This is a genomic window from Nonomuraea salmonea, from assembly GCF_042428605.1.
In the GTDB taxonomy this organism is placed as follows: domain Bacteria; phylum Actinomycetota; class Actinomycetes; order Streptosporangiales; family Streptosporangiaceae; genus Nonomuraea; species Nonomuraea salmonea.
In genome coordinates this window covers 61,058-85,966 of sequence record NZ_JBHMCF010000004.1, presented here as the reverse complement: position 1 = coordinate 85,966, position 24,909 = coordinate 61,058, and the positions used below count along the sequence as shown (strand labels likewise).

The window sequence follows — 24,909 nt, the reverse complement described above, 5'->3', positions numbered from 1 at the left end:
CTGCCCGGAAGATCACTCTTCGCCGGTCGGCTTGGTGCCTTCCCGCTTGGTCTCCTTGGCCTGCCGGCTGGTCTTGATGGCCTGCTTCTTGGACTTGCCGGACTTGGCCGTGGGTTTCTTCTTCGTGTCAGCCATGGAGATCATCCCCCCTGTACGGACGTGATGCACCTGATTGGTACACCAAGCCCCTTAATACCCATCGAACGACGAAACCCGACATGCCTCTTATGTACTCTTCGTAACCCCTTAGCTACTCGGGCACGCAGCTCTCGAAATCGCTCACCGACGTCCGTCAACGGCCGCTCGCGACCCCTTGGCGGACCGGCCGGTCGCCGGACGCCTCCGACCACCACACCCCCTCGCCGTGCGACAACCCGGGCAGCCGCCGCTCGAAGACGTGCACCGCCGCCGCCGGGATCTCCCCGCCCAGCACCCACGTGTCCGCGCGCCGCGCCGTGTCGCGCAGCTCGCCGCCCAGCGCCGCGAGCTGCGCGGTCACCGGGCCGAACGTCTCCAGCGGCACCTCCACCTCGAACCGGTGGCACGGCTCGTGCACGATCGTGCCCGCCCGGCGCAGCGCCCGCGCCAGCACGATCGGGGTACGGCCGCGGAAGTCGGCCGCCACGGTCTCCGGCGCGCTGTAGCCGGTCCTGGTCAGCGTCACCGTCACGTCGGTCACCGGCCAGCCGTGCGGCCCCTCGTGCAGCGCCGCGCGCACGCTCTCCTCGATCGCCCGGTGGAAGGCCAGCGGCAGCGACCCGAGCGCCACCTCCAGCCGGTAGCCCACCCCCGAGCCGCGCGGCGCCGGGTCCACCCGCAGCCCCACCGTCGCCATGAACTCGTTGGGCCCGCGGCGCTGGATCTCCGCCAGCGCCACGCCGGTGCCGGCGGGCCGCTCGAAGTAGACGGGGCGGCTCGGCTCGAACACCGCCTCCACGCCGTACTCCCTGGCCAGGGTCTCGCCGATGACCTCCTTCTGCACCTCGCCGTACAGCAGGACCGAGGTCTCGCCGCCCGCCACCGTGCGCGTGCCGATCAGCGGGTCCTGCTCGGCCAGCGCGAGCAGCGCCGCGTGCACGCGCGGCTCCTCGCCCGGCACGCGCGCCCTGACCACCGTCTCCAGGCTCGGCGGGGTGAAGTGGGCCCGCCCCGACGACCCAGGCCCGCCCAGGTGATCGCCGACCCGGAGCTCGGGCACGCCCCAGACCTTGACGATGTCGCCCGCCAGCGCCGTGCGCCGCTGCGGCGCGCCCGCCACGGCGAGCGCGGTCAGCCGCCCGTCGTAGGCGTGCGTCCCGTCCCGGTAGAAGCCGATCTTCTCGCGGGTGCGCAGCACGCCCTCGCGCACCCGTACGTACGCCGCCTTCTCCCCGGACGGGCCCCGCTCGACCGCGAACACAGGACCGCCCGGTCGCCCGCCCTCGGCGGGCTGGGGCACGGCGGGAAGCAGCTCGGCGATGCCGTCGAGCAGCTCGGGCACGCCCTGCCCGGTGATCGCCGAGCCGAACAGCACCGGATACGCCTCACCGGCGCCGCACTGGCGGGCCAGCGCAGCGCGCACCTGGCCGGCGCCCGGCTCGCCACCCTCGACCAGCAGCTCCAGCAGGTCGTCGTCGCGTTCGGCGAGCACCTCGGCGGCCGGCCGGAGCGAGGGGAGCGGCCGGGTGACGGCCGCGCGCCCGCCGATGCCCTCGACGGTGGTGATCGGCACGCAGGACGGCGACAACCGCCGCCGCATCTCGGCCAGCAGCTCGTGCTCGCGCGCGCCGGCCCGGTCGATCTTGTTGACGAAGATCAGCGTCGGCAGCCGCAGCCTGCGCAGGGTCTTCATGAGGACCCGGGTGTGCGGCTGCACCCCTTCGACGGCCGACAGCACCAGCACGGCGCCGTCCAGCACGTCGAGCGCCCGCTCGACCTCGGCCACGAAGTCGGCGTGCCCCGGCGTGTCCACGAGGTTGACCCGCAGATCGCCGAGCGTGAAGGAGGCGACGGCGGCGCGGATGGTGATGCCGCGGCGCCGCTCGATCTCGCCGGTGTCGGTCTGGGTGCTGCCGGTGTCGACGCTGCCGAGCCGGTCGATGACGCCGGTCTCGAACAGCAGCCGCTCAGTCAGGCTGGTCTTGCCCGCATCCACGTGCGCGAGGATGCCGATGTTCAGGATGTGCACGGTTGAGGAACCCTCGGGAAACTCTCGAGCCAACAGGGCGCTGGGAGACTCCGAGGCACCTCATTCCGAACTCCTGATCTTCGACGTCGGGGTGCCCGCCATCCTGCCATCCGCCGGACGGCCGCCGCCAACCCTTTTCCCGCTAGAGCAGGCGGAGCTGCTCGGGCTCGGGCGGCTCAGGGGGAGTGGCAGGGCGGGCCGGTGGGAGGCGGCGGGCCACAGCGGGGGTGGCGCGGCCGGCGCCGTGGCGCCGGGCCAGCTCTTTCACCATGCCGACGACCCGCTGCTGGTACGCCTTCGGCGCGTAGGAGCCGCGGCCGTAGAGCTCCAGGTAGCGCGGCACCAGCCGCGGGTGCTCGCGAGACAGCCACGACAGCCACCACTCCCGCGCGCCAGGACGCAGATGCAGCACTATGGGCGAGATGTGGGTGGCGCCGGCGGCGGCGATCTCCTTGACCGTGCGGTCGAGCTGGGCGGGCGAGTCGGTGAGGTAGGGGAGGATCGGCGCCATCAGGACCCCGCACGCGATGCCGTTGTCGTTGAGCGTCGCGCACGTCTCCAGCCGCCGGCCCGGGTGCGGCGTGCCCGGCTCGACCGCGCGCCACGTCTCCGGATCGACGAACCCGACCGACACGTCGGCGCCCACCTCGGTCACCTCGGCGGCCTCGGTGAGCAGGTCGAGGTCGCGCAGGATCAGGGTGCCCTTGGTGAGGATGGAGAACGGGTTGGCGGCGTCGCGCAGCGCGGCGAGGATGCCGCGCATCAGCTTGTAGCGGCCCTCGGCGCGCTGGTAGCAGTCGACGTTGGTGCCCATGGCGATGTGATGGCCGCCCCAGCGCGGTGAGGCCAGCTCTTTGCGGGCCAGCTCGGCGGCGTTGACCTTGACCACGATCTTCGAGTCGAAGTCAGCCCCGGCATCCAAATCTAGATATTCGTGCGTTTTTCGGGCAAAACAGTAAATACAGCGGTGGGTGCACCCGCGATAGGGGTTGATCGTGTACTCGAACGGCACCCGGCTCGCGGCGGGCACGCGGTTGACGATGGATCGGGCCTGAATCTCGTAGAAGGTCATGCCGCGGAACTCAGGCGTGTCGAACGTTCGGGTGACCGCGCCGCGAGCGAACAGCGGCACGGCCGGATCGTCCCGGCCAGGCTCGGCCAGGCGCAGGTTGTCCCAGCGCATCCCATGATTAGAACAAGTATTCGAGGTTGATCGCAAACTGAAAGACGTCGCAATTACATGGTCAGCTTGGGGCTAATGATCTTCATGGTTGGGCAGAAAGACGCCACGGAGCTTGCGTTCGGGAGGTGCACCTATGGCCTGGTCGCAGGACGAGGAGCGGATGCTGGCCCAGATCGAGCAGCACCTCGTCGACGACGATCCGAGACTTGTGGCGCGGCTTGAGTCGTTCAACGAGCGGGTTCGTCGCAGCGAGGCGAGGTCCACGGGGCAATCGGGCCCCAAGCGCGGGCCGCGCCGCTCGACGGTCATCATTTTGATCAGCTGGGTGTTGATCGCCACTTTGGTCGCCACGTTGCTGATCATGGTTCTCCGCCACGAAGCCGCCGCCGCCATGGCTCTGTCCACCATGTTCTGAGCCCTGGCCGCGGACGGCCCACACGAAGATCTCCGGCGTCGAGCCTCCGTGCTCGTCGCCTCTTCTTGTGCGTTTCCGGCGATCACGGGATGGGGTCTGCCCGGAAAAGCCGCACAATCACGCGCCGCGGAGATTTCGCCTCAGCCGGCGAGGCGAACCGAGGGTTCGTTCCGGACGGGGAAGTCCGCTCTCGCTCGGGGTGTGTCAGGGCTCAGGGCGAACGTGTCGAACCGCGAGCAGAGGCCGACGCGCGTCCTTGTCTCTCGGTTACTCGCGTGCGTATACTCGCAGGCGAGTATTCGATGGCTAGGAGCGGGTCATGGCGAAGCGGCGACCGGTGACGAACCTGCTGGCGCTGGCCGTGCTCACCGTCGTCGGCCGGCGCCCCATGCATCCGTATGAGATGGCCTCCGTCCTGCGCGCCCGGGACAAGGACCAGGACATGCCCATCAAGTGGGGCTCGCTCTACACCGTCGTCCGCAACCTGCACAAACACGGCTTCCTTGAGGCGGTGGAGAGCGGGCGGCAGGGCGCGCGGCCCGAGCGGACCGTCTACCGCATCACCGACGCCGGCCGCCACGAAGCCGCCGACTGGACGCGCGAGCTGCTGTCCACGCCGGAGAGGGAGCCGACGGCGTTCGAGGCCGGCCTGTCCGTGATGGGCGGGCTCGGTCCCGACGAGGTCGGCGCGCTGCTGCGGGAGCGGCTGGCCCGGCTGGAGGAGCAGATCGAGGCCGACCGGCGGGCGCTGGAGGCGGAGCGGGCGGAGCTGCCGCGCCTCTTCGTCGTCGAGTCGGAGTACGCGCTGGCGATGCGCGCAGCCCAGGCCGCCTGGGTGCGTTCGCTGGTGGCCGAGCTGGACGGGGGCACGTTCCCCGGGATCGAGGAGTGGCGGGCCTTCCACCGCACAGGCGACCTGCCGGACGGGCTGGAGGACCTGGCCGCCCGAGGCACGCAGGACGACTGACCGGACAGGCCCGGCGGCGGTGCTGCAACACCGCCGCCGGGCGGATCTCGCACCCGAAGCGGAGCCCCGGCCACGAGAAGGCATCGACAACGATAGCCGGGCTCCCCTTCACCGACCGATGAGGGAGCTCTCATGATCATGACCACCACAGGCGCCGTGACGTCCGATGACGGCGCGACGATCGGCTACCACCAGGTCGGCCGCGGCCCAGGGCTGGTGATCCTGCACGGCGCCATGCAGACCGGCCGCAGCCAGCTCGACCTCGCGCAGGCCCTGTCGGCCGACTTCACCTGCTACCTGCCCGACCGGCGCGGCAGGGGCTCGAGCGGTCCTGCCGGCACCGCGTACGGGCTGGAGCGGGAGGTGGCCGACCTCTCGGCGCTCATCGAGGCCACCGGCGCCCGCCACGTCGCGGGCGTCAGCTCAGGGGCGATCATCACGCTGCGCACCCTGCCCGTCCGTCCCGACCTGCACGGGGCCGTCGTCTTCGAGCCGCCGCTGCTCCCCGACGGCGCCGCCCTGGACGTCCATCTGAGCCGCCTCGACCAGGAGCTGACCGCGGGGAACGTCCCTGCCGCACTGGTCACCGGCATGAAGGCGGCCGAGCTCGGCCCGCCCGTCTTCAACCTGGTGCCGCGCAAGCTGCTGGAACTGCTCACCCGCAGGATGCTGAAAGGCCCGGGCGCGACGTTCGCCGAGCTGGCGCCCACCCTGCGCCAGGACCTCCAGCTCGCCAGGGAGGCGGCGGGCGACCTGGAGAGGTATCGGGCCGTGCGGCAGGAGGTGCTGCTGCTCGGCGGCACCAGGACCCGCCCCTACCTGCGCGCGGCCCTCGCCGGTCTCGAGGAGGTGCTGCCGCACGCCACCAAGGTGCTCATGGAGGGCCTCGACCACAGCGCCACCTCCAACACCGCCGACCGCGGCCGGCCCGGCCGCGCGGCCGAGGAGATCCGCCGCTTCCTCAAGGATCGGTGACGAGCGGGCCGATCAGTAGTTCTTCAGAAACGTGGCGGCGACGGGGGCGGCGACCGCGCCGCCACCGCCTCCGCCCTCGACGACCACCGCGAACGCCACGTCGCCCTTGAAGCCCATGAACCAGGCGTGCGACTCCAGCTTCTCGCCGGTGCCGAACTCGGCCGTGCCGGTCTTGCCGTGGGTGCCCGCGGGCAGGCCGGCCGAGCGAGCGGTGCCCTTGGTCACCACGGCCGACATCATCTGGTGCATCCCCGCCTTCACCTTGGCAGGCAGCTCGCGCTCTGACAGCTTCTGCTTCATCGACGGCACCAGCGTCGGCGGGCGCCAGGTGCCGTCGGCGATCGCGGCGGCGACCGAGGCCATCGACAGCGGGCTCGCGGTGATCCTGGCCTGCCCGAACGACTCCGCCGCCAGCTCGGCGTCGGACTGCGCCTTGGGGAAGCTGGCCTTGGTGGCCGGCACACCGATGGTCAGCGGCTGGTTGAAGCCGACGTCCTCCGCCGCGTCGAGCAGCTTCGCGGCCCCCAGCTTCGACTGGGCGAGCGGCGCGAACGTGGTGTTGCACGAGTGGGCGAAGGAGTCGAGGAACGAGATGGAGCCGAACTCCTCCTTGTCGGAGTTGCGGACCTTCAGGCCGCCGACGGTGGCGTACATGGGGCAGGTGACCTTGTCCTGCGGGGACACGCCGGCGGCGAGCAGCCCGATCGCGGTCACCGCCTTGAACGTCGAGCCGGGCGGGTAGCGGCCGTCGAGCGCCCGGTTGAACCCGCCCACGTTGTTGACCACGGCCAGGATCTCGCCGGTCGACGCCTTGATCGCGACCAGCGAGGTGGGCTTCTTCATGTCCTTGACCGCCGTCACCGCGGCGGCCTGGGCGCGCGGGTCGAGGCTGGTCTCCACGGGCTCGCCCTCGGCGCCCTCGATGGTCTTCAGCGTCTTGTCGCCGAGCTTGATCTCGGTCGTGGGCGTGCCGGCCAGCTGCTTCTGGAACGTCGCCTGCAGCCCGTGGCTCCCGACCGCCTGGCCGACCTTGTAGGACGAGCCGAGCTTGGCGACGTCCTTCTTGGTCGCCTTGACCAGGTAGCCCACGAGCTGCTGCACCGACCCGCCGGCCGTGCCGTCGTCGATGCGCGAGCCCTCGGCATCGGTGATCGCGGCGCGCTCAGGCCAGCGGGTCTTGAGCGAGAACTCGGCGCCGGAGGTCAGCGACGGATGCAGCGTCGAGGGCTTCCAGTCGACCTTCCACGTACGGTCGGCCACCACGAGGTCGATCTTGCCCTCGTACGTCCACTTACCGATGTTCTTCAGCTCGAGCTTGGCGGTGTAGGGGACGCTGGCCCGGCCGTCGCCCTCGGTGACCCGGCCCAGCTCGATCGCGGTGGACTCGACGGCGAGCGCGCTGCGCTGCTGGTCGTAGGCGGTGAGCGGCTGCGCCTTGGCCAGCTCTTTCGTCATCGCGCCCTTGTCGCCCGCCTGCCACGCCGCAGCGAACCGCTGCGCGGTCTCAGCCGGCGTGCCGCGGGTGTGCAGCACATAGTAGGCGCCCCCGGCCGCGGCCCCCACCGCGAGCACCGACGCCACGGACACGATCGCGATGGTACGGCCCCGCGCCACTGATCAGCCCCCTGCTCCTCGACGACAGCTTCCGAGCCTAGCGGGAGCTCCCAATCAGGACATACCATTCTCAGCCTTGACGCTGGCCGCGTACTTCGGGACGTACTCCTGGCCGGAGAGCCGCTGGATGGCGGCCATGATCTCGTCGGTGACCCGGCGCCGGTCCTGCGCTTTGGTGTGGTCGCCGGTGAAGCGCAGGGGAGCGCCGATGGCGATGCCGATGGGCGCGGGCCGCGGCACCTTCGCGCCGAACGGCATCACCTTCTCGGTGCCGCTGAGCGCCACGGGCAGCACCGGGGCGCCGGTGCGCAGCGCCAGCCAGGCCACGCCGATCTTGCCGCGGTAGAGGCGGCCGTCGGGGGAGCGGGTGCCCTCGGGGTGGATGCCGAACAGCTCGCCCCGCTCCAGCAGCGCGGCGGCCTCCTCCAGCATGGCCTGCGCGGCGTGCGCGCTCTCGCGGTCGATCGGCAGGCTGCGGCCCAGACGCATGAAAAAGCCCGAGACGGGGTTGCCGGAGAAGTATTCGTTCTTGGCCGTGAACGTCACGTGCCGTGGCAGCAGCGCGGGCAGCAGGAACGAGTCGAGCACCGACAGGTGGTTGGCGGCCAGGATCGCCGGTCCGGTGCGCGGCACGTGGGCGGCGCCGGAGATGTGCGGACGGCACATCGCATGGACGAGTGGCGTCGAGGCGAACTTGGCCACGTGGTAAAGCAACGAGCTCTCCTGATGATCGGGCTGACGGCCACCCCACAATAAAGCAGGCGCCCCGCGGGTGTGCGGGGCGCCTGGGAAGGTGTTAGGCCGATGTGGCGGTCGCCTCCTCGGCGAGGTGCACAACACGGCTCCAGCCGAACGGTATTCCGTGAAGGCGGTAATTTGCGGCCCGGGGGACACAAACCACATCGGCAGTCTTGAGTTAAGCACACCAGGGGGCCCTGAAGGTAATCGTGGCGCGCTCTTGGGGGCCTGTTGGGAAGGGGTCCCGAGGCTCTGACCAGGCACTCCGTACCGTCCCGAATCACCCGGAATCGGGCGGTGTGCGAAGATCGGTCAGGTGCGGGTCCAGCGGGGCTGGGCGACGTCGAAGACGCGCTGCTCACGGCCCCGCAGCGCCACCTCGGCGAACTGCCACAGGATCGCCCCCGTCGGCGCGTGGATCACGATGGACGTGCCCAGCGGCATCTGCAGCAGGTCGCCCCGCCAGCGCGGCACCCCCGGCGCGAGGAAGCGCTCCAAGGGGACGGCGTGCACCGACGCCACCTCCCGCGGATCGCCCACCGGCTCCTGCCGCCCGCCGAAAGCCACCACCGGCGTGATCACGAACCCCGAGTCGGTGACGAAGTCGTCGAGCAGCCCGGCCACCTCGACCCCCGTGACGCCGGTCTCCTCGGCCAGCTCGCGCAGCGCCGCCGCCTCCGGCCGCTCGCCGTCGTCGGCCCGCCCGCCGGGCAGCGCCCACTGGCCGGCGTTGCGCCCGGCCGCCGCACGGCGGATCACCACGACGTACGGGCTGCGGCGGGCGTCCTCCAGCACGCACACCGTGACCCCGGCCCTGCGCAGCCCGTCGGCGACCGGGACCTCCCGCCGCCCGAAGGCGGCCAGCCGGGCGGTGACCTGCGGACGCAGCTCGTCGATGGGCGGAAGCATCCGTCAAGGATCTCACGCCTCACGGTGCCCGTTGCGGCGCCCGGACCGGGTCAGGTGGTGGTCAGGATGATGCCGAGCAGGGTGCCGATCAGCATGGCCGCACCCGCCGCGGTGGCGGCCCACCGTCCGAGCGGCTCGCCGCGGGTGTGCCCGACGATGCCGAGCACCACCCCGGCCAGCCCGAACAGGATGGGGATGAACAGCAGGGCCATGGCCGCACAGGCGAACCCGATGATGGACAGCATCTGGTCGCCGGCGCGGGGCCGGGCGTCGGGCGGAGTGCGCGGGGCGCCGTCGGGCGGGTCATGAGGTGAGGTCATTGCCGGCTCTTCTCAAGGCGGTGACGGTCTGTTCGTTCCCGGCATCCGCCCGTCTCAAGCCGCGAGTTGCCGAGGGAGCGGGCGGGCGTGCAGGACGTCGAGGCGGGAGACGGCGCGGGTGAGCGCGACGTACAGGCGGTTGAGCCCGCGCCGCTCGGCCTCGGCGATGGCGGCCGGCTCCGCGACGACGACGTGGTCGTACTCGAGGCCCTTGCACAGCGTGGCGGGCATGACGCTCAGGCGCTCGTCCTCGTCGAGGCCCTCGTCCCTGAGCGCGGCGGTGAGTGCGGGGACGTCGGCGTCGGCGGCGATGACCCCGATCGACCCCTCGAACGTCATGGCCTCGCGCACCGCCGCGACCACCCCCTTGCCCAGGCCGGTGACGGGGGTGACGCGCAGCCGCCCGTCCGACCGGTACGAGCGCGTCTCGGGCACCCGCACCTCCAGCGCGGCCAGCAGCCTGTTGGCGAGGTCCACCACGGCGGCCGGCACCCGGAAGCCGGTGGTCAGCGCGACGACCTGGCCGTCCGGCTTGCCGAGATGGGCCAGGCGGTCCTCCCACGAGGTGGCCGCCCACGGGGTGGTGCCCTGGGCCAGGTCGCCCAGCACGGTGAGCGAGCCGTGCTCGCTGCGCCTGGCGACGGCCCTGCACTCCATCGGCGACAGGTCCTGGGCCTCGTCCACGATGACGTGACCGTAGCCGCGCGGCCGGTCGATGAGGCCGGCGACCTCGTCGAGCAGCACGAGGTCGGCCGCCGACCACTTCGCGGTCTTCACGCTCCGGGGCGGCCTGGCCCAGGTGAGCGCTTCGCGTTCGGCGTCGGTGAGCAGGCCGCGGGCGGGATCGGGGGCGTCGCCGGTGGGGCCGCGCAGGACCTCGTACAGGACCTGGACGGGTTTGACGGCCGGCCAGACGGTGTCGAGCCAGGTCGTGACGGCGCGGCCGATCTTGCGCAGCCAGGCGGCGTTCGGGATGGCGCCGCGCGACTCGGCCTGCCGGCGGACGGCCTCGACGACGCGGGCGCGCACGCGTTCGCGGCCGACCGCGTACGGCAGGGACGCGCGGCGGGTGTCGTCCACGATGCGGCGCAGCTCGTCCTCGTAGACCCGCCAGCGGTAGGAGCCGTCGGGGACGGCGACCGGCTCGACCGGCTTGCCGATGCGCCCGTAGAGCGCTTTGCGCAGCACCTCGGCCATGCGGACGTCGTGCTTGACGGCGGCCGTGGCGGGGGCGTCGGCGGCGGTGACGGGGACGGTGGCGAGCAGCCGTTCGAGTGTGGTCTGCTCGACGTCCATCTCGCCGAGCGCGGGCAGGACGGCGGAGATGTAGCCGAGGAAGGCGCGGTTGGGGCCGAGGACGAGCACGCCCGACCGTTCGAGCCTGCGGCGGTGGGCGTAGAGCAGGTACGCGGCGCGGTGCAGGCCGACGGCGGTCTTGCCGGTGCCCGGCGCGCCCTGGACGCACAGCGAGGTGTCGAGGCCGGCGCGGACGAGGTCGTCCTGCTCCGGCTGGATGGTGGCGACGATGTCGCGCATGGGGCCGACGCGGGGGCGTTCGATCTCGGCGGCGAGGATCCTGCTCTCGCCCTGCTCGCCCTGGCCGAGCCGCTCGTCCTCGAAGCTCGTCAGGGTGGTGCCGGACCAGCCGAAGCGGCGGCGTACGGCGACGCCCTGCGGGTCGCGGGCGCTTGCCCGGTAGAAGGCCCGCGCGACCGGCGCGCGCCAGTCGACCACCACGGGCGTCCCGCCGTGCTCACCCGCGATGTGGCGGCGGCCGATGTGGTACGCGCGTCCCCGATGCTCGCCTGGGTCGTGGCCGAAGTCGAGCCGGCCGAAGAACGGCGGGCCTTCGGGCGCCTCGCTCAGCTCCTTGGCCAGGCTCTTGAGGTGGCGTCCCAGCCGCTCTGCGCTGTAGCGGTCGCCGGCCACGGTCTCGCCCACGATGACGTTGTCCCGTGCGTCCTTGAGCATCCTGCGCAGGCCGTCCTTGCAGCGTTCGACGTACGCGCGCTCCTCGTCGAGCGTCGCCATCACACCTCCCAAAAGTGTTAACTCGGTTAAGAGATTAACCAGGTTAACACTTTTGCTAGGGTGGGCTTCATGACGGGACTGCGGGAGCTGCAGCGGCAGCGGGTGCGCGAGGCCATCTCCTCGGCCGCCATCACGCTCTTCCTGGAGCGCGGCTTCGACGAGGTGCCCGTGACGGAGGTCGCGGCGGCGGCGGGGGTGTCCAAGCCGACGCTGTTCAAGTACTTCCCGACCAAGGAGGACCTGGTCCTGCACCGCATCGCCGACCACCTGGGGGAGTCCGCGCGCGTCGTGCGCGAGCGGGTCTCGGGGGAGTCGCCCGTGCGGGCGCTGCGCCGGCACTTCCTCGACGGGCTGGCCGGGCGTGATCCCGTGACGGGGCTCAACGACGAGCCCGAGGTGGTGGCGTACCACCGGATGGTCTTCTTCACCGCGCCCGGCCTGCTGGCCCGGCTGCACCAGCACATGGCGCGAGACGAGGAGCTGCTCGCCGAGGCACTGGCCGAGACCTCCGACGAGCTGACCGCGACCCTGCTGGCCGGGCTGCTGGTGTCCACCCAGCGGGTGCTGGCGCGGCGCAACTGGGCGATGCTGGCCGACGGCCGGCCGCTGGCCGAGGTGGAGGCCGAGGCGGTGCGGGCCGCCGAGCGCGCCTTCGCCCTGTTGCCCGCGTGATCGCCGAGAGCTTACTCGCGCGATGCCCGATTGGGGTGACGTTTAAGCAGGTGAGAGGGGGTGTAGTTGATATTCTGACAACCTCTTGACCGATTGCAAACCTCTGCAATTCGGGACATTCGCGGGGTTGTCTGGCACTCGGAGGGAGTGAGCGTGAGCGGTTCTTTCGCGCGCCAATGCCGTCACAGCAACGATCCGATCGGTAACTCGACGTGATGGCCGAGCCCGGGGGCGGCGGCCGCACCGCGCGATCCCGCCGCCTGTCCGCCGGGCTGTTCGGGCGCGTGCGGGTGGGGTTCCGCCGTCGGCCTGGCGGGTTGTTCGGGCGCATGCTGGCGTATTGCGGGGAATCCGCAGTGTTTCGGCGCGGTCGGGCGTTGTTGCCGCGGCGCGGCGATCTGGCGGAGATGCGGCGTCATCCGCGTACCGACCTGATGGCCGGGCTGACCGTGGCCGTCGTGGCACTGCCGCTCGCGCTCGGGTTCGGGGTCTCCTCCGGGCTGGGCGCCGCCTCGGGGCTGGCCACGGCCGTGGTCGCCGGGGCGCTGGCCGCGCTGTTCGGCGGGTCCGCGGTGCAGGTGTCGGGAGCGAGCGGCGCGATGACCGTCATCCTCATGCCGATCATGAGCGCCCACGGCGCCACCGGCGTGTTCACCGTCGGCCTGCTGGCCGGTCTGCTGCTCCTCGGGCTCGCCCTGGCCGGGGCCGGTCGCCACGTGTCCATGGTTCCCGCCCCCGTCGTCGCGGGGTTCACCGTCGGCATGGCCTGCGTGATCGCGTTGCAGCAGCTCCCGCACGCGCTCGGCGTGCCCGCGTACGACAGCGACAAGGTGGCCGTGATCGCCTGGCACGCCGTCGCCGGCTTCCTCGCCACACCGCACTGGTGGGCACTCGGCACCACGCTCGCCGTCGCCGTCGCCCTGCTGGCCGGGGCCGCGCTGCGGCCCGCGGTGCCGTTCTCGCTGGTCGCCGTGGCCGCCGTCACCATCGTCGCCGAGCTGGCCGGGCTGCCGCTGGCCCGCATCGGCGCCCTGCCCGCCGGGCTGCCGGCGCCCTCGCTCGGCTTCCTCGACCTGGCCGCGCTGCCGTCCCTGCTCGCGCCCGCCGTCGCCGTGGCCGCGCTGGCGGCGCTGGAGTCGCTGCTGTCGGCGACCGTGGCCGACGGCATGACCGGGCGCACCCGCCACGACCCCGACCGCGAGCTGTTCGGGCAGGGCGTCGCCAACCTCGTCGCCCCGATGTTCGGCGGCATGCCGGGCACCGGCGCCACCGTGCGCACCGCCGTCAACGTGCGCTCGGGCGCGAGGTCCCGGCTGGCGGCGCTGGCCCACGCGCTCATCCTGGGCGCCCTCGTCTGCACCGCCGCCGGCCTGGTCGCCCGCATCCCGCTCGCCGCGCTGGCCGGGGTGCTGCTCGCCACGGCCGTCCGCATGATCGAGGTCGGCGCCGTACGCGCGATGGTCCGCTCCACCCGCGCCGACGCCGTGGTGCTCGTGCTCACCGCCGTGGCCACGCTGACCCTCGACACCGTGTGGGCCGTCATCCTCGGGCTGGTCGTGGCCGGGGCGCTGGCGTTGCGGGTCATCGCCGGGAACGTCCGCTTCGACCAGGAGCCGCTCCGCCACGACCTGCAGCCGCAGCACACCGTGGAGGAGCACGCCCTGCTGGCCGAGCACATCGTCACCTACCGCCTGGAGGGGCCGCTGTTCTTCGCCGCCGCCCACCGCTTCCTGCTGGAGGTGTCGGCGGTGACCGGCGTGTCGGTGGTGGTGCTGCGCATGAGCCGGGTCACCACCATCGACGCCAGCGGCGCGCTCGTGCTCGGTGACGCCGTCGCCCGGCTGGAGCAGCGTGGCATCGCCGTGTACGTGTCCGGCATCCCCGACGGGCACCACCGGCCGCTCGAGGCGCTCGGCGTGATCGGCCGGCTGCACCAGGCGAGCCGCGTGTTCGCCACCACCGACGTGGCCATCGCAGCCGCCCGCGAACGCCTCCACACCACCGGCATCGTCCCCCGCCTGGCCGGCTGACTCCCTGCGCGGCCCGCGCCGGGCGATGTTCAGCCGGTGCGGCCAGCGGGTGTCCAGGCGGCCTGGCCCAGTCGGGCTTCGGCCGTCCAGGACGGCGGGTCCGTGCGGGATGGGTCAGGCGCGGGGCTGGTAGCGGGTGGCGATGGCGGTGGCGCGGGCGTGGAGGAGGTCCCGCAGCCATTGCGGCTCCAGGGCCTCCGCCCCGGCCGCGAGCTGCCACAGCGCCCAGACGGCGTGCCTGCGGTCCTGGAAGGACACCTCCAGCCGCAGCCACCCGTCCTCGCCGGTCTCCTCGCTGCGTACGGACAGGGCGGTGCCCACCAGCTCCTCGCGCCGCTCGGGATGCACCCGTACGACCACGCCGACCTGGTCGTCGCCATGCCGGAACCGGGTGCTGCGCTCCTGCCACGCCCGGTCCAGGTCCACCCGGTCGGGCCGCTGGGCGGGCTCGGCCAGCTCCTCGACGGCCAGCACCCGCGACAGCCGGTACGTACGGTCCTCGCCCGACCGGGTCGCCAGCAGGTAGCCTCGCCCGCGCACGGTGACCAGCCCGATCGGGTCCACCGTGCGCCACGACGGCTCCCGGTCGGGCGGCGCGTAGCGCAGGCGCAGCCGTCGCCCGCCGAACACCGCCCGCAGCACCGTCGCCACCACCGCGTCAGGCACCTCGTCGGAGGGCTGACGGCGCGCGAGCAGGTCGGTCTCCGGCTCGATGAGCAGGCGTTCCGCCGCGCCCGCCGCGGTGTCGCGGTAGCTGTCGGGCAGCGCGTCCACCACCTTGAGCATCGCCGAGGCGAGCGCCGAGCCCAGCCCGAACGCCTGTGCGCCGCGCCGCGACCCGGCGACCAGCAGGGCCAGGGCCTCGTCATGATTCAGGCCGGTCAGCTCGGTACGGAAGCCGGGCAGCAGCGCGAAGCCGCCGTGCCGGCCGCGTTCGGCATAGACGGGGACGCCGGCGGCGGACAGCGCCTCGATGTCCCGCAGCACCGTACGCGTGGACACCTCCAGCTCGCGGGCCAGCGCGGCGGCGGACATCCGGCCGTGCTGCCGCAGCAGCAACACCAGGGAGACCAAGCGGTCGGCACGCACGCCGAAACCCTACAGAGATACACGACACAAGATGTCGTGATTTGCCGGAAAGCTGATCACTGACGCGAACAACCGCGCCGGCGCTCACCCGCGTCGGCCGATCTTGTAGAAGGAGCTGACTCCACGATGGAACGCACGGCGGTCAACCCGTGGCCGTGGTCGCTGAACCTGGGCTACAACCAGGGCGAGATCGTCTCGGGGGAGACCAGGACGCTGTACTGCTCCGGGCAGACCGCGATGGACGCCGACGGCAAGCCGCAGCACGCCGATGACATGGACGCACAGCTCGCGCTCAGCCTCGACAACCTGGAGGCGGTGCTCGCCGAGGCCGGCATGTCGCTGGCGGACGTCGTCCGGCTGAACGTCTACACCACCGACGTCGACCGCCTCTTCGAGCACTACGGCGTCCTGGCGGGCCGCCTCGGCGCGGCGGGCGTGGCACCGGCCACCACGATGCTCGGCGTCACCCGCCTGGCCCTCCCTGGCCTGCTGGTCGAACTGGAGGCCACCGCCGTCTCCTGACCCTCCCGCGCCCGCCCAGCCCCCGGCGGGCGCGCGCTTTCGACCGCCCCCGAGCCACCTGACCCGTTCAGGGGGAAAGCGTGGTTCAGGCCAGGGGGCGGGGTTTGGGGAGGTTGAGGCGGTCGACGGCTTCGCGGCGGGTGCGCTCCGGGCGGCGGTCGTAGCGGGCCGTGGTGGCGGGGCTGGCGTGGCCGACCAGGGCCTGGGCGGTGGCGAGGTCGACGCCGGCGTCCAGCAGCTCGCCGATGAACGTGCGGCGGAAGTCGTGCGGCGTGCGGCGAGCCGCGCCGGCCGCCCCGAACCGGCGGGTCAGGATGTCGGAGATGCCCTGCCCGGTCAGCCCCACCGGCCGCCCGTCGCGCATCCGCAGCCGCCCGGCGGTGCTGATCGGGCTGAACAGCGCCCCCGGCGCGGTGCCGCGCACCGCCAGCCACCGCTCCACCAGCCCGATCGCGTCGGCGGTCAGGTAGACCAGGCGCTCCTTGTCGCGCTTGCCGCGCACCCGCAGCGAGCGCGCGCCCGGGTCGTAGTCGGCCAGCGACAGCCCGCCCAGCTCGGCGCGGCGGCACCCGGTCGAGTAGAGCACCGCGATCAGCGCCGCGTCGCGCTTGCCGGCCGGGGAGTCGTCGCACGCCGCCAGCGCCGCCCCCACCACCTCGGGCGGCACGTGGTGCCCGGCGGGCAGCCGGCTCTGCCGCACCGGAGCCAGGTCGGAGGCGCGCGCCAGGTCCTCGGCGCTGGTCTGCCCGAGCCGCCACGCCTCCTTCAGCACCCGGCGCAGCGCCACCAGGTGCTTGTTGACGTAAGCCGCCGACCAGCCCTGATCGGTGAGCATCGTCCGGATGCGCACGGTGTGCTCGTAGCGCAGCAGATGCCACGGCTGGCCCGCGCCCGTGGCGTGCTCGTCGCCGGTCAGCATGCGGGCCAGCCGGTCGAGGCAGCCGCGCATCGTGCGGCGCGACTCGGGGCTGGTCAGGGAGTCGAGATAGACGTGGTACGGGTCGCGCGCCGGCTCGACCGGCGGCGCCCCCGCGGCGGATACGGCGGGCAGGCTCACCCGGACGATCTTAGAAGGGTCCGGTCAGCTCGCCCAGCTTGTCGGTCAGCCCGAGGTTCGCCGAGTAGTCGACGGGCACCGCGATCACCGACACCACGTCGTCGGCCAGCGCCTTGCGCAGCGTCGGCAGCAGCTCGCCCGCACTGGAGATCCGGTAGCCGCGGGCGCCGAAGCTCTCGGCGTACTTGACGAAGTCGGGGTTGCCGAAGGCCACATGGGAGTCGCGGCCCAGCTCGAGGTCCATCTTCCACTCGATCAGCCCGTACGCGCCGTCCTCCCACACCAGCACCACGAACGGGATGCGCTCGCGCACGGCGGTCTCCAGCTCCTGCGAGTTCATCAGGAACGCCCCGTCGCCGGTCGCCGCCAGCACCTTGCGCCGCGGGTGGGCCAGCTTGGCGGCCAGCGCGCCGGGGACCGAGAACCCCATCGACGACAGCCCGTTGGAGACCAGCATCGTGTTCGGCTCGTACGTCGGGTACATGCGCGCCATCCACATCTTCACCGCGCCCGTGTCGGCCAGCACGATGTCCTCGCGGCCCATGGCCGCGCGGATGTCGCTCACCACACGGCGGGGCGACAGCGGGAACCCGTCCTCCTCGCGCCCCTCCTCCAGCTCCTCGCGCAGCATGCGGCGGATCTTCTCGCCGGTGCCGTTCATGGTGAAGCGGCGGTGGACGGCGTCGCCGAGCGCGTGCAGCGAGCGGGAGATGTCGCCGTGCACGCCGACCGCCACCGGGTAGTGGTCGTCCACCTCGGCGGGGAAGCGGTGCACGTGGATGATCTTCTTGTCGCGGGCCGGGTTGATCTTGACCGGGTCGAACTCCTGCAGCTCGTAGCCGACCGTGATGAGCACGTCGGCCTCGTCGAAGCCGAAGTTCACGTAGTCGTGGCGCATGAAGCCGACCGCGCCGAGCGCGTGCCGGTGGTCGTCGGGGAAGACGCCCTTGCCGTTGAACGTGGTCGCCACCGGCAGCCCCAGCTTCTCCGAGAACCGCACCAGCGCGTCGGACGCGCCCGCCCTGGTGGCGCCGTGGCCGGCCAGCACGATCGGGCGGCGCGCGGTGGCGAGGATCTCGGCGGCGCGGGCGACCTGCGAAGGTGAGGGGTCCTGGGGGCGTACGACGTTGAGCGGCAGCGGCGCGAGCCCCTCGGGCAGCGGCGCCGACTCGACGTCCTCGGGGATGGCCAGGTAGACGGCGCCCGGCCGCTCGGTCTGCGCGGTCTTGAACGCCTTGCGGATCAGCTCGGGCAGCGCCTGCGGCGACGGCGCCAGCTCCGACCACTTCGTGATCGGCCTGAACAGCGAGACCAGGTCCACCACCTGGTGCGACTCCTTGTAGATGCGGTCGAGTCCCACCTGCGCCGTGATCGCCACCACCGGCGTGCTGTTGGTCGTGGCGTCGGCCACGCCGAGCTGCAGGTTGATCGCGCCGGGGCCGAGCGTGGCCGACGCGACGCCGGCCTTGCCGGTCAGCCTGCCGTAGATCTCCGCCATGAACGCCGCGCCCTGCTCGTGGCGGACGAGGACGTAACGGATGGAGGAGTCGTTGAGCGCGTCGACGAAATGGATGTTCTCCTCGCCCGGGATGCCGAAGACGTATTCGACGCCCTCGGCCTCCAGAGCCTGCACGATGAGCTGGGCCGCCGTCCGTTGCGTGGCCTGCGCTGACATGCGAAACGCCTTCTTTCCTCTGTGGCTGCACCCGTCACAGCACGCCTCGCCGCCGGTTCATTCCGCCCCCTCCGGCCGGGCCTGTGACCGGCCGTCATGGCATTGACAGTGCCTGGAACGCGCTTCTCGCCCGGGAGGACAGTGGAGGCATGACGACGACTCACCTCGGTACGCGCCGGCTCGGCCGTACCGGTCCTACTGTCACCTCGCCGGGGCTCGGCTGCATGGGGTTGTCCGGCTCTTACGGTCCTGTGGACGACCGCCAAGGCGTCCGGGTCGTGCACGCGTACCTGGACGCCGGCGGCACGCTGCTCGACACCGGCGACTTCTACGGCTCCGGACACAACGAGCTGCTCATCCGGCGGGCGCTCGGAGAGCGGGACCGCGACGACGTCGTGCTGTCGGTCAAGTTCGGCGGTATGCGCGACCCGTCCGGGCAGATGAGCGGCATCGACGGGCGTCCTGCCGCCGTGGGCAACTTCCTGGCCTACTCGTTGCAGCGGCTCGGCACCGATCACGTGGACGTGTACCGTCCCGCCCGGCTCGACCCGTCCGTCCCGATCGAGGAGACGGTGGGGGCGATCGCCGAGCTGGTCCAGAAGGGATACGTGCGGCACATCGGGCTCAGCGAGGTCGGCGCCGGGACCATCCGCAGGGCCGCCGCCGTCGCGCCGATCTGCGACGTCCAGATCGAGTACTCGCTGTTCAGCCGGGGCGTCGAGGACGAGATCCTGGCCGTCTGCCGCGAGCTCGGCATCGGCGTCACCGCGTACGGCGTGCTGTCGCGCGGCCTGATCGGCGGCAGCGGCACCGTCGCGGGCCTCCGGGCCGGCTCGCCCCGCTTCCAGGGCGCCAACCTCGACCACAACGCCGCTCTCGCCGGCCGCCTCCAGGACCTGGCCGCCGCCAAGGGCGTCTCCGTCGCGCAGCTCGCCATCGCCTGGGTCGCCGCGCAGGGCGACGACATCGTCCCCATCGTCGGCTCCCGCACCCCGGACCAGGTCACCACCATGATCGCCGCCGACGCGGTGACGTTCACCGCCCAGGAACTCGCCCTGATCGAGGACCTCGTCCCCCGCAACGCCGCCAAGGGCGACCGCTACCCCACAGCCCTCATGGCCGCCCTGGACAGCGAACGCCCCAACCCGAACTGACCCGCCCCTCCGGGGACCGCGGGCGGGTTCAGCGGCGAGCGAATCCAAGACGCGCCGGCTCAGGGCGGGAGTTCCGGGCGCTCCCCTCCTTTCACGTGCCTCAGGCGGCTGGGCGGTCGGCTTCGGGGCGGCGGCGGAGGGTGGCGTCGGTGAGTGCGGGTGGGGGATGGGCGACGTCGATGGGGCCGAGGTCGGTGCCCGGGGGGACGATCTCGTCGATGCGGTCCAGCAGGTCGTCGCCCAGAGTGACCGAGGCGCCGGCCAGGAGGTCGTCGAGCTGCTCCATGGTCCGGGGGCCGATGATCGCCGAGCTGACCCCGGGGTGGGCGATCGCGAACGCCATCGCCAGATGCGTCAGCGGCAGCCCGGCCTCCTCGGCGAGCGGGATGAGCCGCTCGACGGCGTCGAGCTTGCGCTCGTCGGTCATGTGCCGGGGCACCCAGCGCAGCCGCGCCCCCGAAGGGCCGGAACCGCCCTTGCGGTAGCGGCCGGTGAGCAGCCCCATCGCGAGCGGGCTCCACACCAGCGCCCCCATCCCGTGGCGGCGGCACGCGGGCAGCACCTCGCGCTCGATGCCGCGGTTGAGGATGGAGTACGTGGCCTGCTCCGTACGCGGCCGGTGCAGCCCGCGCCGCTCCGCCGTCCACTGCGCCTCGACGATCTCCGACGCGGGCGTGTTGGACAGGCCGATCGCCCGCACCTTCCCGGCCCGCACCAGATCCGTCAGAGCGGACAGCGTCTCCTCGATGTCGGTGTCAGGGTCGGGGTGGTGGATCTGGTAGAGGTCGATGTGGTCGGTACGCAGCCGCCGCAGCGACTCCTCGACCTCGGCCACGATCCACCGCCGCGAGCTCCCGCCCCGGTTGGGCCCCTCGCCCATGACGCCGTTGACCTTCGTGGCCAGCACGACGCCGGCCCGCCTGCCCTGCAGCGCCTTGCCGACGATCTCCTCGGACTCGCCGCCGGGCCCGTACACGTCGGCGGTGTCGATGACGTTCACGCCCGCGTCCAGCGCCCGGTGGATCATGCGGACGCACGCGTCGTGATCGGGGTTGCCCGTCTGCCCGAACATCATCGTGCCCAGCGCGTACGGCGAGACCTGGATGCCGGTACGGCCCAGGGGTCGCGTTCTCATCACTTGTGTCCTTTGTGAAGAAGGGCGGCGGGGGGACGCCCGCCGGCCCTGGAAGCCGTGGTCAGGAGGGGATGTAAGGGGGGAGGACGTCCAGCACCCACGTGACGCCGAAGCGGTCCTTCACCATCCCGTAGACCGTCGCCCACTGGGCGGGCCCCAGCGGCTGCACGACGGTGGCGCCGTCGGCGAGCTTCTCCCAGAAGCCGCTGATCTCCTCGACGTCCCCGCCCCTGACCGAGACGAAGAACGGCTTCTCGCCCGGCTCGTACGGCAGGTGCCCCGGCACGTCGTAGGCCATCACGCGGAACCCGTTGCCCGCGCTCACCTGCCCCCACATCACCTGGTCGGCCTCGGCCTCCTCCGTCACGTTCCCGGCGTCCTTATAGGTGATCACGGCCAGGTCGCCGCCGAACACCGACTGGTAGAAGGTGAGCGCCGCGCGGGCGTCGCCCCGGAAGTTCAGGTGGGTCACAACATCGATGGACATGGACGTTCCTTCGTCGCTCGTTCCTGCTGGTGTGACCACCGTTCCAGGGGTAGCGGACAGGGTCTGGCCGCTACTTCCGCCGCAATTCCGGTCGCGTCCGCGCGGGCCGCTCCGCTACGATCCCCGGACCGTTTTGACGCCCGAAGGCCAGGAAACGGACTGTTCGGGGGTCTCTGACCGAAGGTGGGGTGTTGTCGCGTGGCGTCACGGATCAGCGAACTGGTGCTCGCGTGCCGCGATCCCGAACTGCTGGCGCGGTTCTGGTGCGAGGTGCTGGACTTCGTGGTGCTCGACCGGGAGGACGACGGCGCCATCGAGATCGGGCCGCGTGAGGGGTTCGGCGGGGCGCAGCCGACGATCATCCTCAGCCCTCAGGAGGACCTGTCGCCGGCGCACACGTACCGGCTGCACATCGACGTCAACGCCACCGACCGCGATCAGGACGCCGAGCTCGAACGCCTGCTGAAGCTCGGCGCCCGCCGCGCCGACGTGGGCCAGAGCGGCGAGGAGCCGTGGCACGTGCTCGCCGACCCGGAGGGCAACGTCTTCTGCCTGCTCAGGCGCCGCCTCGACCCGCTCTGACGGCTCAGCGGACGGGCCGGTGACGGCGCTGGTAGGAGAAGGCCACCGCGTACGTCAGCGGCCCCCACGCCAGCAGCGGCAGGTAACAGACGATCAGGATCGCGTGCCCGGTGGCCGACAGGAACGGGAAACCCGAGCCGAGCCCCAGGATCGCGGCCAGTGCCGCGTACCCGCAGAAGAGCGTGATCAGCGTGGCCCCGGTGTAGGCGGCGGCGAGCACGGCGCGCGGGCGCATGCGCCGGCCGCCCACCAGCGGCACCCACCGGGGCGGCACGTCGCCCCAGGGCTTCACCAGCCCGATCGTCAGCAGGGCGGCCAGCTCGCTGACGACGCTGAGGCCGATGATGTACGCGGACTCGCCGGCGGGGATGGGGGGCCGGCCGGCGACGTACCCGATGGGCAGCCCTGTCACCAGGGCGACCCGCCACAGTCCTGACGGCAAGGTGACGAGGGCGATCGCGTGCGCGGCCCGTGCCGCCCAGTGCGGCACCGGGCGGATCGCCGTGGAGGTCATGGTCATGAGGACAGGCTCCTGGGCGCGGAGCGGGTGGCGCCTCCCCCTGCCGGGGGAGCATGGCCGCCCGGGCGGGGGAGGCCGCTGATACACGGCCGATACACCGCCGATACGGGGCCGAGCGGCAGCCGATGCTGAGAACAGTGCACTTCGCTGGATATCGTGCTTTTTCATGACATCCCTGCTGCTCGTCGAGGACGACGCCGTCATCCGCGAGTCGGTCGGCCTGGCCCTTGAGCGCTACGGCTACCGCGTGAGCACCGCCGCCGACGGGCTGAGCGGCCTGGAGGCGGCCCTGGCGGGCGGCCACGACCTGCTGCTGCTGGACGTCATGCTGCCCGGGCTCGACGGCATCAGCCTGTGCCGCAGGGTCAGGGAGTCCAGCCAGGTGCCGATCCTCATGCTGTCGGCCCGCGGCGACGGCCTCGACATCGTGGCCGGGCTGGAGGGCGGCGCCGACGACTACGTGGTCAAGCCGATCGACCTGCCGGTGCTGGTGGCCAGGATCCGCTCGCTGCTGCGCCGGGCCGCGGCCGCCCGGCCGGAGCCCGAGCCCGCCGGTGGGCGGCCTGCCCCGCTCAGCTTCGGTGACCTGACCGTCGACACCGCCGCGCTGGAGGTCAGGCGCGCCGGCGAGCGGGTCGAGCTGACGCCGACCGAGCTGCGGCTGCTGCTGGAGTTCGCCGCGCATCCGGGGATCGTGCTGGAACGGGCCACCCTGCTGCGCACGGTCTGGGACTACGGCTGGGACGGCGACAGCCGCGTGGTCGACCTGTGCGTCCAGCGGCTGCGCAGGAAGATCGGCACGGACCGCATCGAGACCGTACGCGGGTTCGGCTACAAGCTGAGCGCCACGTGAACCGGGCCGCGCTGACCTGGCGGATCGCCAACCCCGCCTCGCTGCGCTGGAAGATCGCCGCCCTCGTCACGCTCGCCTGCGCCGTCGTCGCCCTCGTGGTCGGGCTGCTGGTGCACCAGGCCACCTGGGACCGCTCCCTGGCGACGGGACGCGGCGAGGCCGAGATCGCGCTCGACCAGGCGCTGGCCGACCCGGCGGCGAACCTGGTGAGCGTCGCCGGGCTGCCCCGCGAACTCGCCGCCCAGGTGCGGCCCGGCCGGCGCGTCACCTGGTACGGCACCGACCATCGCGACGAGCCCTGGATGTGGGCCGTCCAGCCGTACGGCGACGGCGAGAACGCCGTGCTGGCGCAGATCTCGATGGGCTCCGACCTGCTCAGCCTGCACGCGCTCGACCGCGACATGATCAAGGCCGCGCTGCTCGCCCTGACCGGGGTGGTGCCGGTCTCGGTGGGCCTCGCCGAGCTGGCCAACCGGCGGCTGCGGCGCGTCGCGCGTACCGCACGGCGCATCGCCGACGGCGACCTGGACGCCCGCATCACCGCCGGCCCGCCGCGCCGGTCCGGCCGGGACGAGATCGCCGACATCTCGGCCGCCGTGGACTCCATGGCGGCCGCGCTCCAGCACCGGCTCCAGGCCGAGCAGCGCTTCACCGCCGACGTCGCCCACGACCTGCGCACCCCGCTGATGGGGCTGGTCGCCGCCGCCGGGCTGCTGGAGGAGGGCCAGGCGGCCGATCTGGTACGCGACCGCGTCCAGGTGCTGCGCTCGCTGGTGGAGGACCTGCTGGAGGTCTCCCGCCTGGACACCGGCGCGGAGGTCGCCGACCGCGTCCGCGTGCCGCTGGCCGAGCTGGCCGCCGAGTCGGCCGCCCGGGTGGGCGTGGAGGCGCGGGTGCTGGCTGAGGGGCGGCCCGAGGCGAGGACCGACCCGCGCCGGCTCGACCGCATCCTCGCCAACCTCGCGCTCAACGCCCACCGCCACGGCGCCCCGCCGGTCGAGATCGTCGCGGGGGACCACGTCATCGAGGTCCGCGACCGGGGGCCGGGGTTCCCGCCCGAACTCCTGGCCGAGGGGCCGCGCCGCTTTCGTACGGGCGCCGCGGAACGCGGGCACGGCCACGGGCTCGGGCTCACGATCGCCGCCGGCCAGGCCCGCGTGATCGGCGCCGAGCTGACCCTGACCAACGCCGCCGACGGCGGCGCCGTCGCCACCCTGCGCCTGCCTGCGTCCGAGGAACACCACCCGCCCGAAGGCTGACGCCTTGGCGCGCTCAGCCGCCGGCGAGGATGCCGGCGACCGCCTGGACGCTGTCGGCGCTGCCCACCACGACCACCACGTCGCCCGCGTCCAGCACGAAGCCCGGTGCCGGGCTGGCGACGATCTGCGCCTTGCGCACCACCGCCACGATGGAGGCCCCCGTGCGGGTGCGCACCTGCGCGTCGCCCATCGGCCGCCCCGCGTAGGGCGATTCGGTGCCGATCGGCAACTTCTCGCTGACCAGCCCCTCCACTTCCCGGTGCAGGTCGTCGAGCCGCCGGATGATGCGCGGCGCGCCGAGCAGCCCGGCCAGCGCGTCGGCCTCGTCGTCGTTGAGCGTGACGGTCTCGCACGCCTGGTCGGGGTCGTGTGGATCGTAGATCACCAGGTCGCGGCGGCCGGTGCGGTGGGAGACGACGGCGACGCGCCGCCCTGAGCTCGTCGTGAACTCGTGCCGCAGTCCGATTCCTGGCAACGCTGTCTGTTCGATCTCCACCGGTCACCTCACGTCCGTCCTGCGCCGCACCGTTCGGGAGCGCTCCGGCGCGTGGCGCG

The 24,909-nt window shown here is 72.5% G+C and carries 25 protein-coding genes; 10 read left to right on the top strand and 15 right to left on the bottom strand.

From position 1 onward, the window contains the following. Window positions 1-12: 12 nt before the first annotated feature. From ACFFR3_RS06460 to ACFFR3_RS06450, 3 genes are all read right to left on the bottom strand, one after another. A complete protein-coding gene (locus ACFFR3_RS06460; RefSeq protein ID WP_345385495.1) occupies window positions 13-135 on the bottom strand; it encodes a hypothetical protein in 123 nt (40 codons plus the stop codon). A 157-nt stretch (window positions 136-292) separates the two neighbouring features. Continuing rightward, window positions 293-2,167, bottom strand: a complete 1,875-nt coding sequence (locus ACFFR3_RS06455) for a GTP-binding protein (protein WP_345385493.1) — start codon at window positions 2,165-2,167, stop codon at window positions 293-295. A gap of 142 nt (window positions 2,168-2,309) precedes the next feature. Then, window positions 2,310-3,350 (bottom strand): Rv2578c family radical SAM protein, encoded by a 1,041-nt coding sequence (locus tag ACFFR3_RS06450; RefSeq protein WP_364379653.1) that lies wholly within the window; start codon window positions 3,348-3,350, stop codon window positions 2,310-2,312. 133 nt (window positions 3,351-3,483) lie between these two features. Here ACFFR3_RS06450 and ACFFR3_RS06445 point away from each other — a divergent pair, with 133 nt between their 5' ends. From ACFFR3_RS06445 to ACFFR3_RS06435, 3 genes are all read left to right on the top strand, one after another. Then, window positions 3,484-3,765, top strand: a complete 282-nt coding sequence (locus tag ACFFR3_RS06445) for a DUF3040 domain-containing protein (protein WP_345385487.1) — start codon at window positions 3,484-3,486, stop codon at window positions 3,763-3,765. Window positions 3,766-4,084: 319 nt separating this feature from the next. Beyond that, on the top strand, window positions 4,085-4,732 hold the full coding sequence (locus ACFFR3_RS06440; RefSeq protein ID WP_379482753.1) for a PadR family transcriptional regulator: 648 nt from the start codon (window positions 4,085-4,087) through the stop codon (window positions 4,730-4,732). A gap of 138 nt (window positions 4,733-4,870) precedes the next feature. Next, window positions 4,871-5,707, top strand: a complete 837-nt coding sequence (locus ACFFR3_RS06435) for an alpha/beta fold hydrolase (RefSeq protein ID WP_345385483.1) — start codon at window positions 4,871-4,873, stop codon at window positions 5,705-5,707. A gap of 12 nt (window positions 5,708-5,719) precedes the next feature. Here ACFFR3_RS06435 and ACFFR3_RS06430 read toward each other — a convergent pair whose 3' ends face one another. The 5 genes from ACFFR3_RS06430 to ACFFR3_RS06410 form a co-directional block, all read right to left on the bottom strand. Then, window positions 5,720-7,294, bottom strand: a complete 1,575-nt coding sequence (locus ACFFR3_RS06430; protein ID WP_379482752.1) for a penicillin-binding transpeptidase domain-containing protein — start codon at window positions 7,292-7,294, stop codon at window positions 5,720-5,722. A gap of 81 nt (window positions 7,295-7,375) precedes the next feature. Further along, window positions 7,376-8,035 (bottom strand): lysophospholipid acyltransferase family protein, encoded by a 660-nt coding sequence (locus ACFFR3_RS06425; RefSeq protein WP_364379665.1) that lies wholly within the window; start codon window positions 8,033-8,035, stop codon window positions 7,376-7,378. 336 nt (window positions 8,036-8,371) lie between these two features. Next, window positions 8,372-8,968, bottom strand: coding sequence for an NUDIX hydrolase (locus ACFFR3_RS06420; RefSeq protein WP_379482751.1), 597 nt, complete (start codon window positions 8,966-8,968; stop codon window positions 8,372-8,374). A 50-nt stretch (window positions 8,969-9,018) separates the two neighbouring features. Continuing rightward, a complete protein-coding gene (locus ACFFR3_RS06415) occupies window positions 9,019-9,288 on the bottom strand; it encodes a hypothetical protein (protein WP_345385472.1) in 270 nt (89 codons plus the stop codon). A gap of 54 nt (window positions 9,289-9,342) precedes the next feature. Next, window positions 9,343-11,319: a HelD family protein gene (locus ACFFR3_RS06410; RefSeq protein ID WP_379482750.1), complete on the bottom strand. Its 1,977-nt coding sequence runs from the start codon at window positions 11,317-11,319 to the stop codon at window positions 9,343-9,345. Between the two features lie 69 nt (window positions 11,320-11,388). On the opposite strand from ACFFR3_RS06410, the gene ACFFR3_RS06405 reads away from it, so the two are divergent. Together ACFFR3_RS06405 and ACFFR3_RS06400 are read left to right on the top strand one after the other, a co-directional pair. After that, window positions 11,389-11,991 (top strand): TetR/AcrR family transcriptional regulator, encoded by a 603-nt coding sequence (locus tag ACFFR3_RS06405; protein ID WP_345385466.1) that lies wholly within the window; start codon window positions 11,389-11,391, stop codon window positions 11,989-11,991. A gap of 407 nt (window positions 11,992-12,398) precedes the next feature. Further along, window positions 12,399-14,021, top strand: a complete 1,623-nt coding sequence (locus ACFFR3_RS06400; RefSeq protein WP_379482749.1) for a SulP family inorganic anion transporter — start codon at window positions 12,399-12,401, stop codon at window positions 14,019-14,021. Window positions 14,022-14,135: 114 nt separating this feature from the next. Here ACFFR3_RS06400 and ACFFR3_RS06395 read toward each other — a convergent pair whose 3' ends face one another. Further along, complete coding sequence (locus tag ACFFR3_RS06395) at window positions 14,136-15,110, bottom strand: helix-turn-helix transcriptional regulator (RefSeq protein WP_345385460.1); 975 nt, start codon at window positions 15,108-15,110, stop codon at window positions 14,136-14,138. 126 nt (window positions 15,111-15,236) lie between these two features. Here ACFFR3_RS06395 and ACFFR3_RS06390 point away from each other — a divergent pair, with 126 nt between their 5' ends. Further along, window positions 15,237-15,632, top strand: a complete 396-nt coding sequence (locus ACFFR3_RS06390; protein WP_345385458.1) for a RidA family protein — start codon at window positions 15,237-15,239, stop codon at window positions 15,630-15,632. Between the two features lie 85 nt (window positions 15,633-15,717). Here ACFFR3_RS06390 and ACFFR3_RS06385 read toward each other — a convergent pair whose 3' ends face one another. Both ACFFR3_RS06385 and ACFFR3_RS06380 read right to left on the bottom strand, forming a co-directional pair. Continuing rightward, window positions 15,718-16,689: a tyrosine-type recombinase/integrase gene (locus ACFFR3_RS06385; protein WP_355423653.1), complete on the bottom strand. Its 972-nt coding sequence runs from the start codon at window positions 16,687-16,689 to the stop codon at window positions 15,718-15,720. A 10-nt stretch (window positions 16,690-16,699) separates the two neighbouring features. Beyond that, window positions 16,700-18,364 carry an acetolactate synthase large subunit gene (locus ACFFR3_RS06380; protein WP_379482748.1) on the bottom strand — a complete coding sequence of 555 codons (1,665 nt, stop codon included), beginning with the start codon at window positions 18,362-18,364 and terminating at the stop codon, window positions 16,700-16,702. 149 nt (window positions 18,365-18,513) lie between these two features. Between ACFFR3_RS06380 and ACFFR3_RS06375 the strand changes: the two genes are divergently transcribed. Then, window positions 18,514-19,518 (top strand): aldo/keto reductase, encoded by a 1,005-nt coding sequence (locus tag ACFFR3_RS06375; RefSeq protein ID WP_364379686.1) that lies wholly within the window; start codon window positions 18,514-18,516, stop codon window positions 19,516-19,518. A gap of 100 nt (window positions 19,519-19,618) precedes the next feature. On the opposite strand, the gene ACFFR3_RS06370 is transcribed toward ACFFR3_RS06375, so the two are convergent. Together ACFFR3_RS06370 and ACFFR3_RS06365 are read right to left on the bottom strand one after the other, a co-directional pair. Beyond that, window positions 19,619-20,653, bottom strand: coding sequence for an aldo/keto reductase (locus tag ACFFR3_RS06370; RefSeq protein ID WP_379482747.1), 1,035 nt, complete (start codon window positions 20,651-20,653; stop codon window positions 19,619-19,621). A 61-nt stretch (window positions 20,654-20,714) separates the two neighbouring features. Next, window positions 20,715-21,140, bottom strand: a complete 426-nt coding sequence (locus ACFFR3_RS06365; RefSeq protein WP_379482746.1) for a VOC family protein — start codon at window positions 21,138-21,140, stop codon at window positions 20,715-20,717. A gap of 198 nt (window positions 21,141-21,338) precedes the next feature. Here ACFFR3_RS06365 and ACFFR3_RS06360 point away from each other — a divergent pair, with 198 nt between their 5' ends. After that, window positions 21,339-21,722 carry a VOC family protein gene (locus ACFFR3_RS06360; protein ID WP_345385446.1) on the top strand — a complete coding sequence of 128 codons (384 nt, stop codon included), beginning with the start codon at window positions 21,339-21,341 and terminating at the stop codon, window positions 21,720-21,722. Window positions 21,723-21,726: 4 nt separating this feature from the next. On the opposite strand, the gene ACFFR3_RS06355 is transcribed toward ACFFR3_RS06360, so the two are convergent. Further along, window positions 21,727-22,242 (bottom strand): hypothetical protein, encoded by a 516-nt coding sequence (locus ACFFR3_RS06355; RefSeq protein WP_364379696.1) that lies wholly within the window; start codon window positions 22,240-22,242, stop codon window positions 21,727-21,729. Window positions 22,243-22,408: 166 nt separating this feature from the next. Between ACFFR3_RS06355 and cseB the strand changes: the two genes are divergently transcribed. Both cseB and ACFFR3_RS06345 read left to right on the top strand, forming a co-directional pair. Next, on the top strand, window positions 22,409-23,095 hold the full coding sequence (gene cseB, locus ACFFR3_RS06350; protein ID WP_345385444.1) for a two-component system response regulator CseB: 687 nt from the start codon (window positions 22,409-22,411) through the stop codon (window positions 23,093-23,095). Continuing rightward, a complete protein-coding gene (locus ACFFR3_RS06345; RefSeq protein WP_379482745.1) occupies window positions 23,092-24,354 on the top strand; it encodes a sensor histidine kinase in 1,263 nt (420 codons plus the stop codon). Before cseB ends, ACFFR3_RS06345 begins: the two co-directional genes overlap by 4 nt. Window positions 24,355-24,367: 13 nt before the next feature. Here ACFFR3_RS06345 and ACFFR3_RS06340 read toward each other — a convergent pair whose 3' ends face one another. Continuing rightward, window positions 24,368-24,850, bottom strand: coding sequence for a cation:proton antiporter regulatory subunit (locus ACFFR3_RS06340; RefSeq protein ID WP_345385442.1), 483 nt, complete (start codon window positions 24,848-24,850; stop codon window positions 24,368-24,370). Window positions 24,851-24,909: the final 59 nt, after the last annotated feature.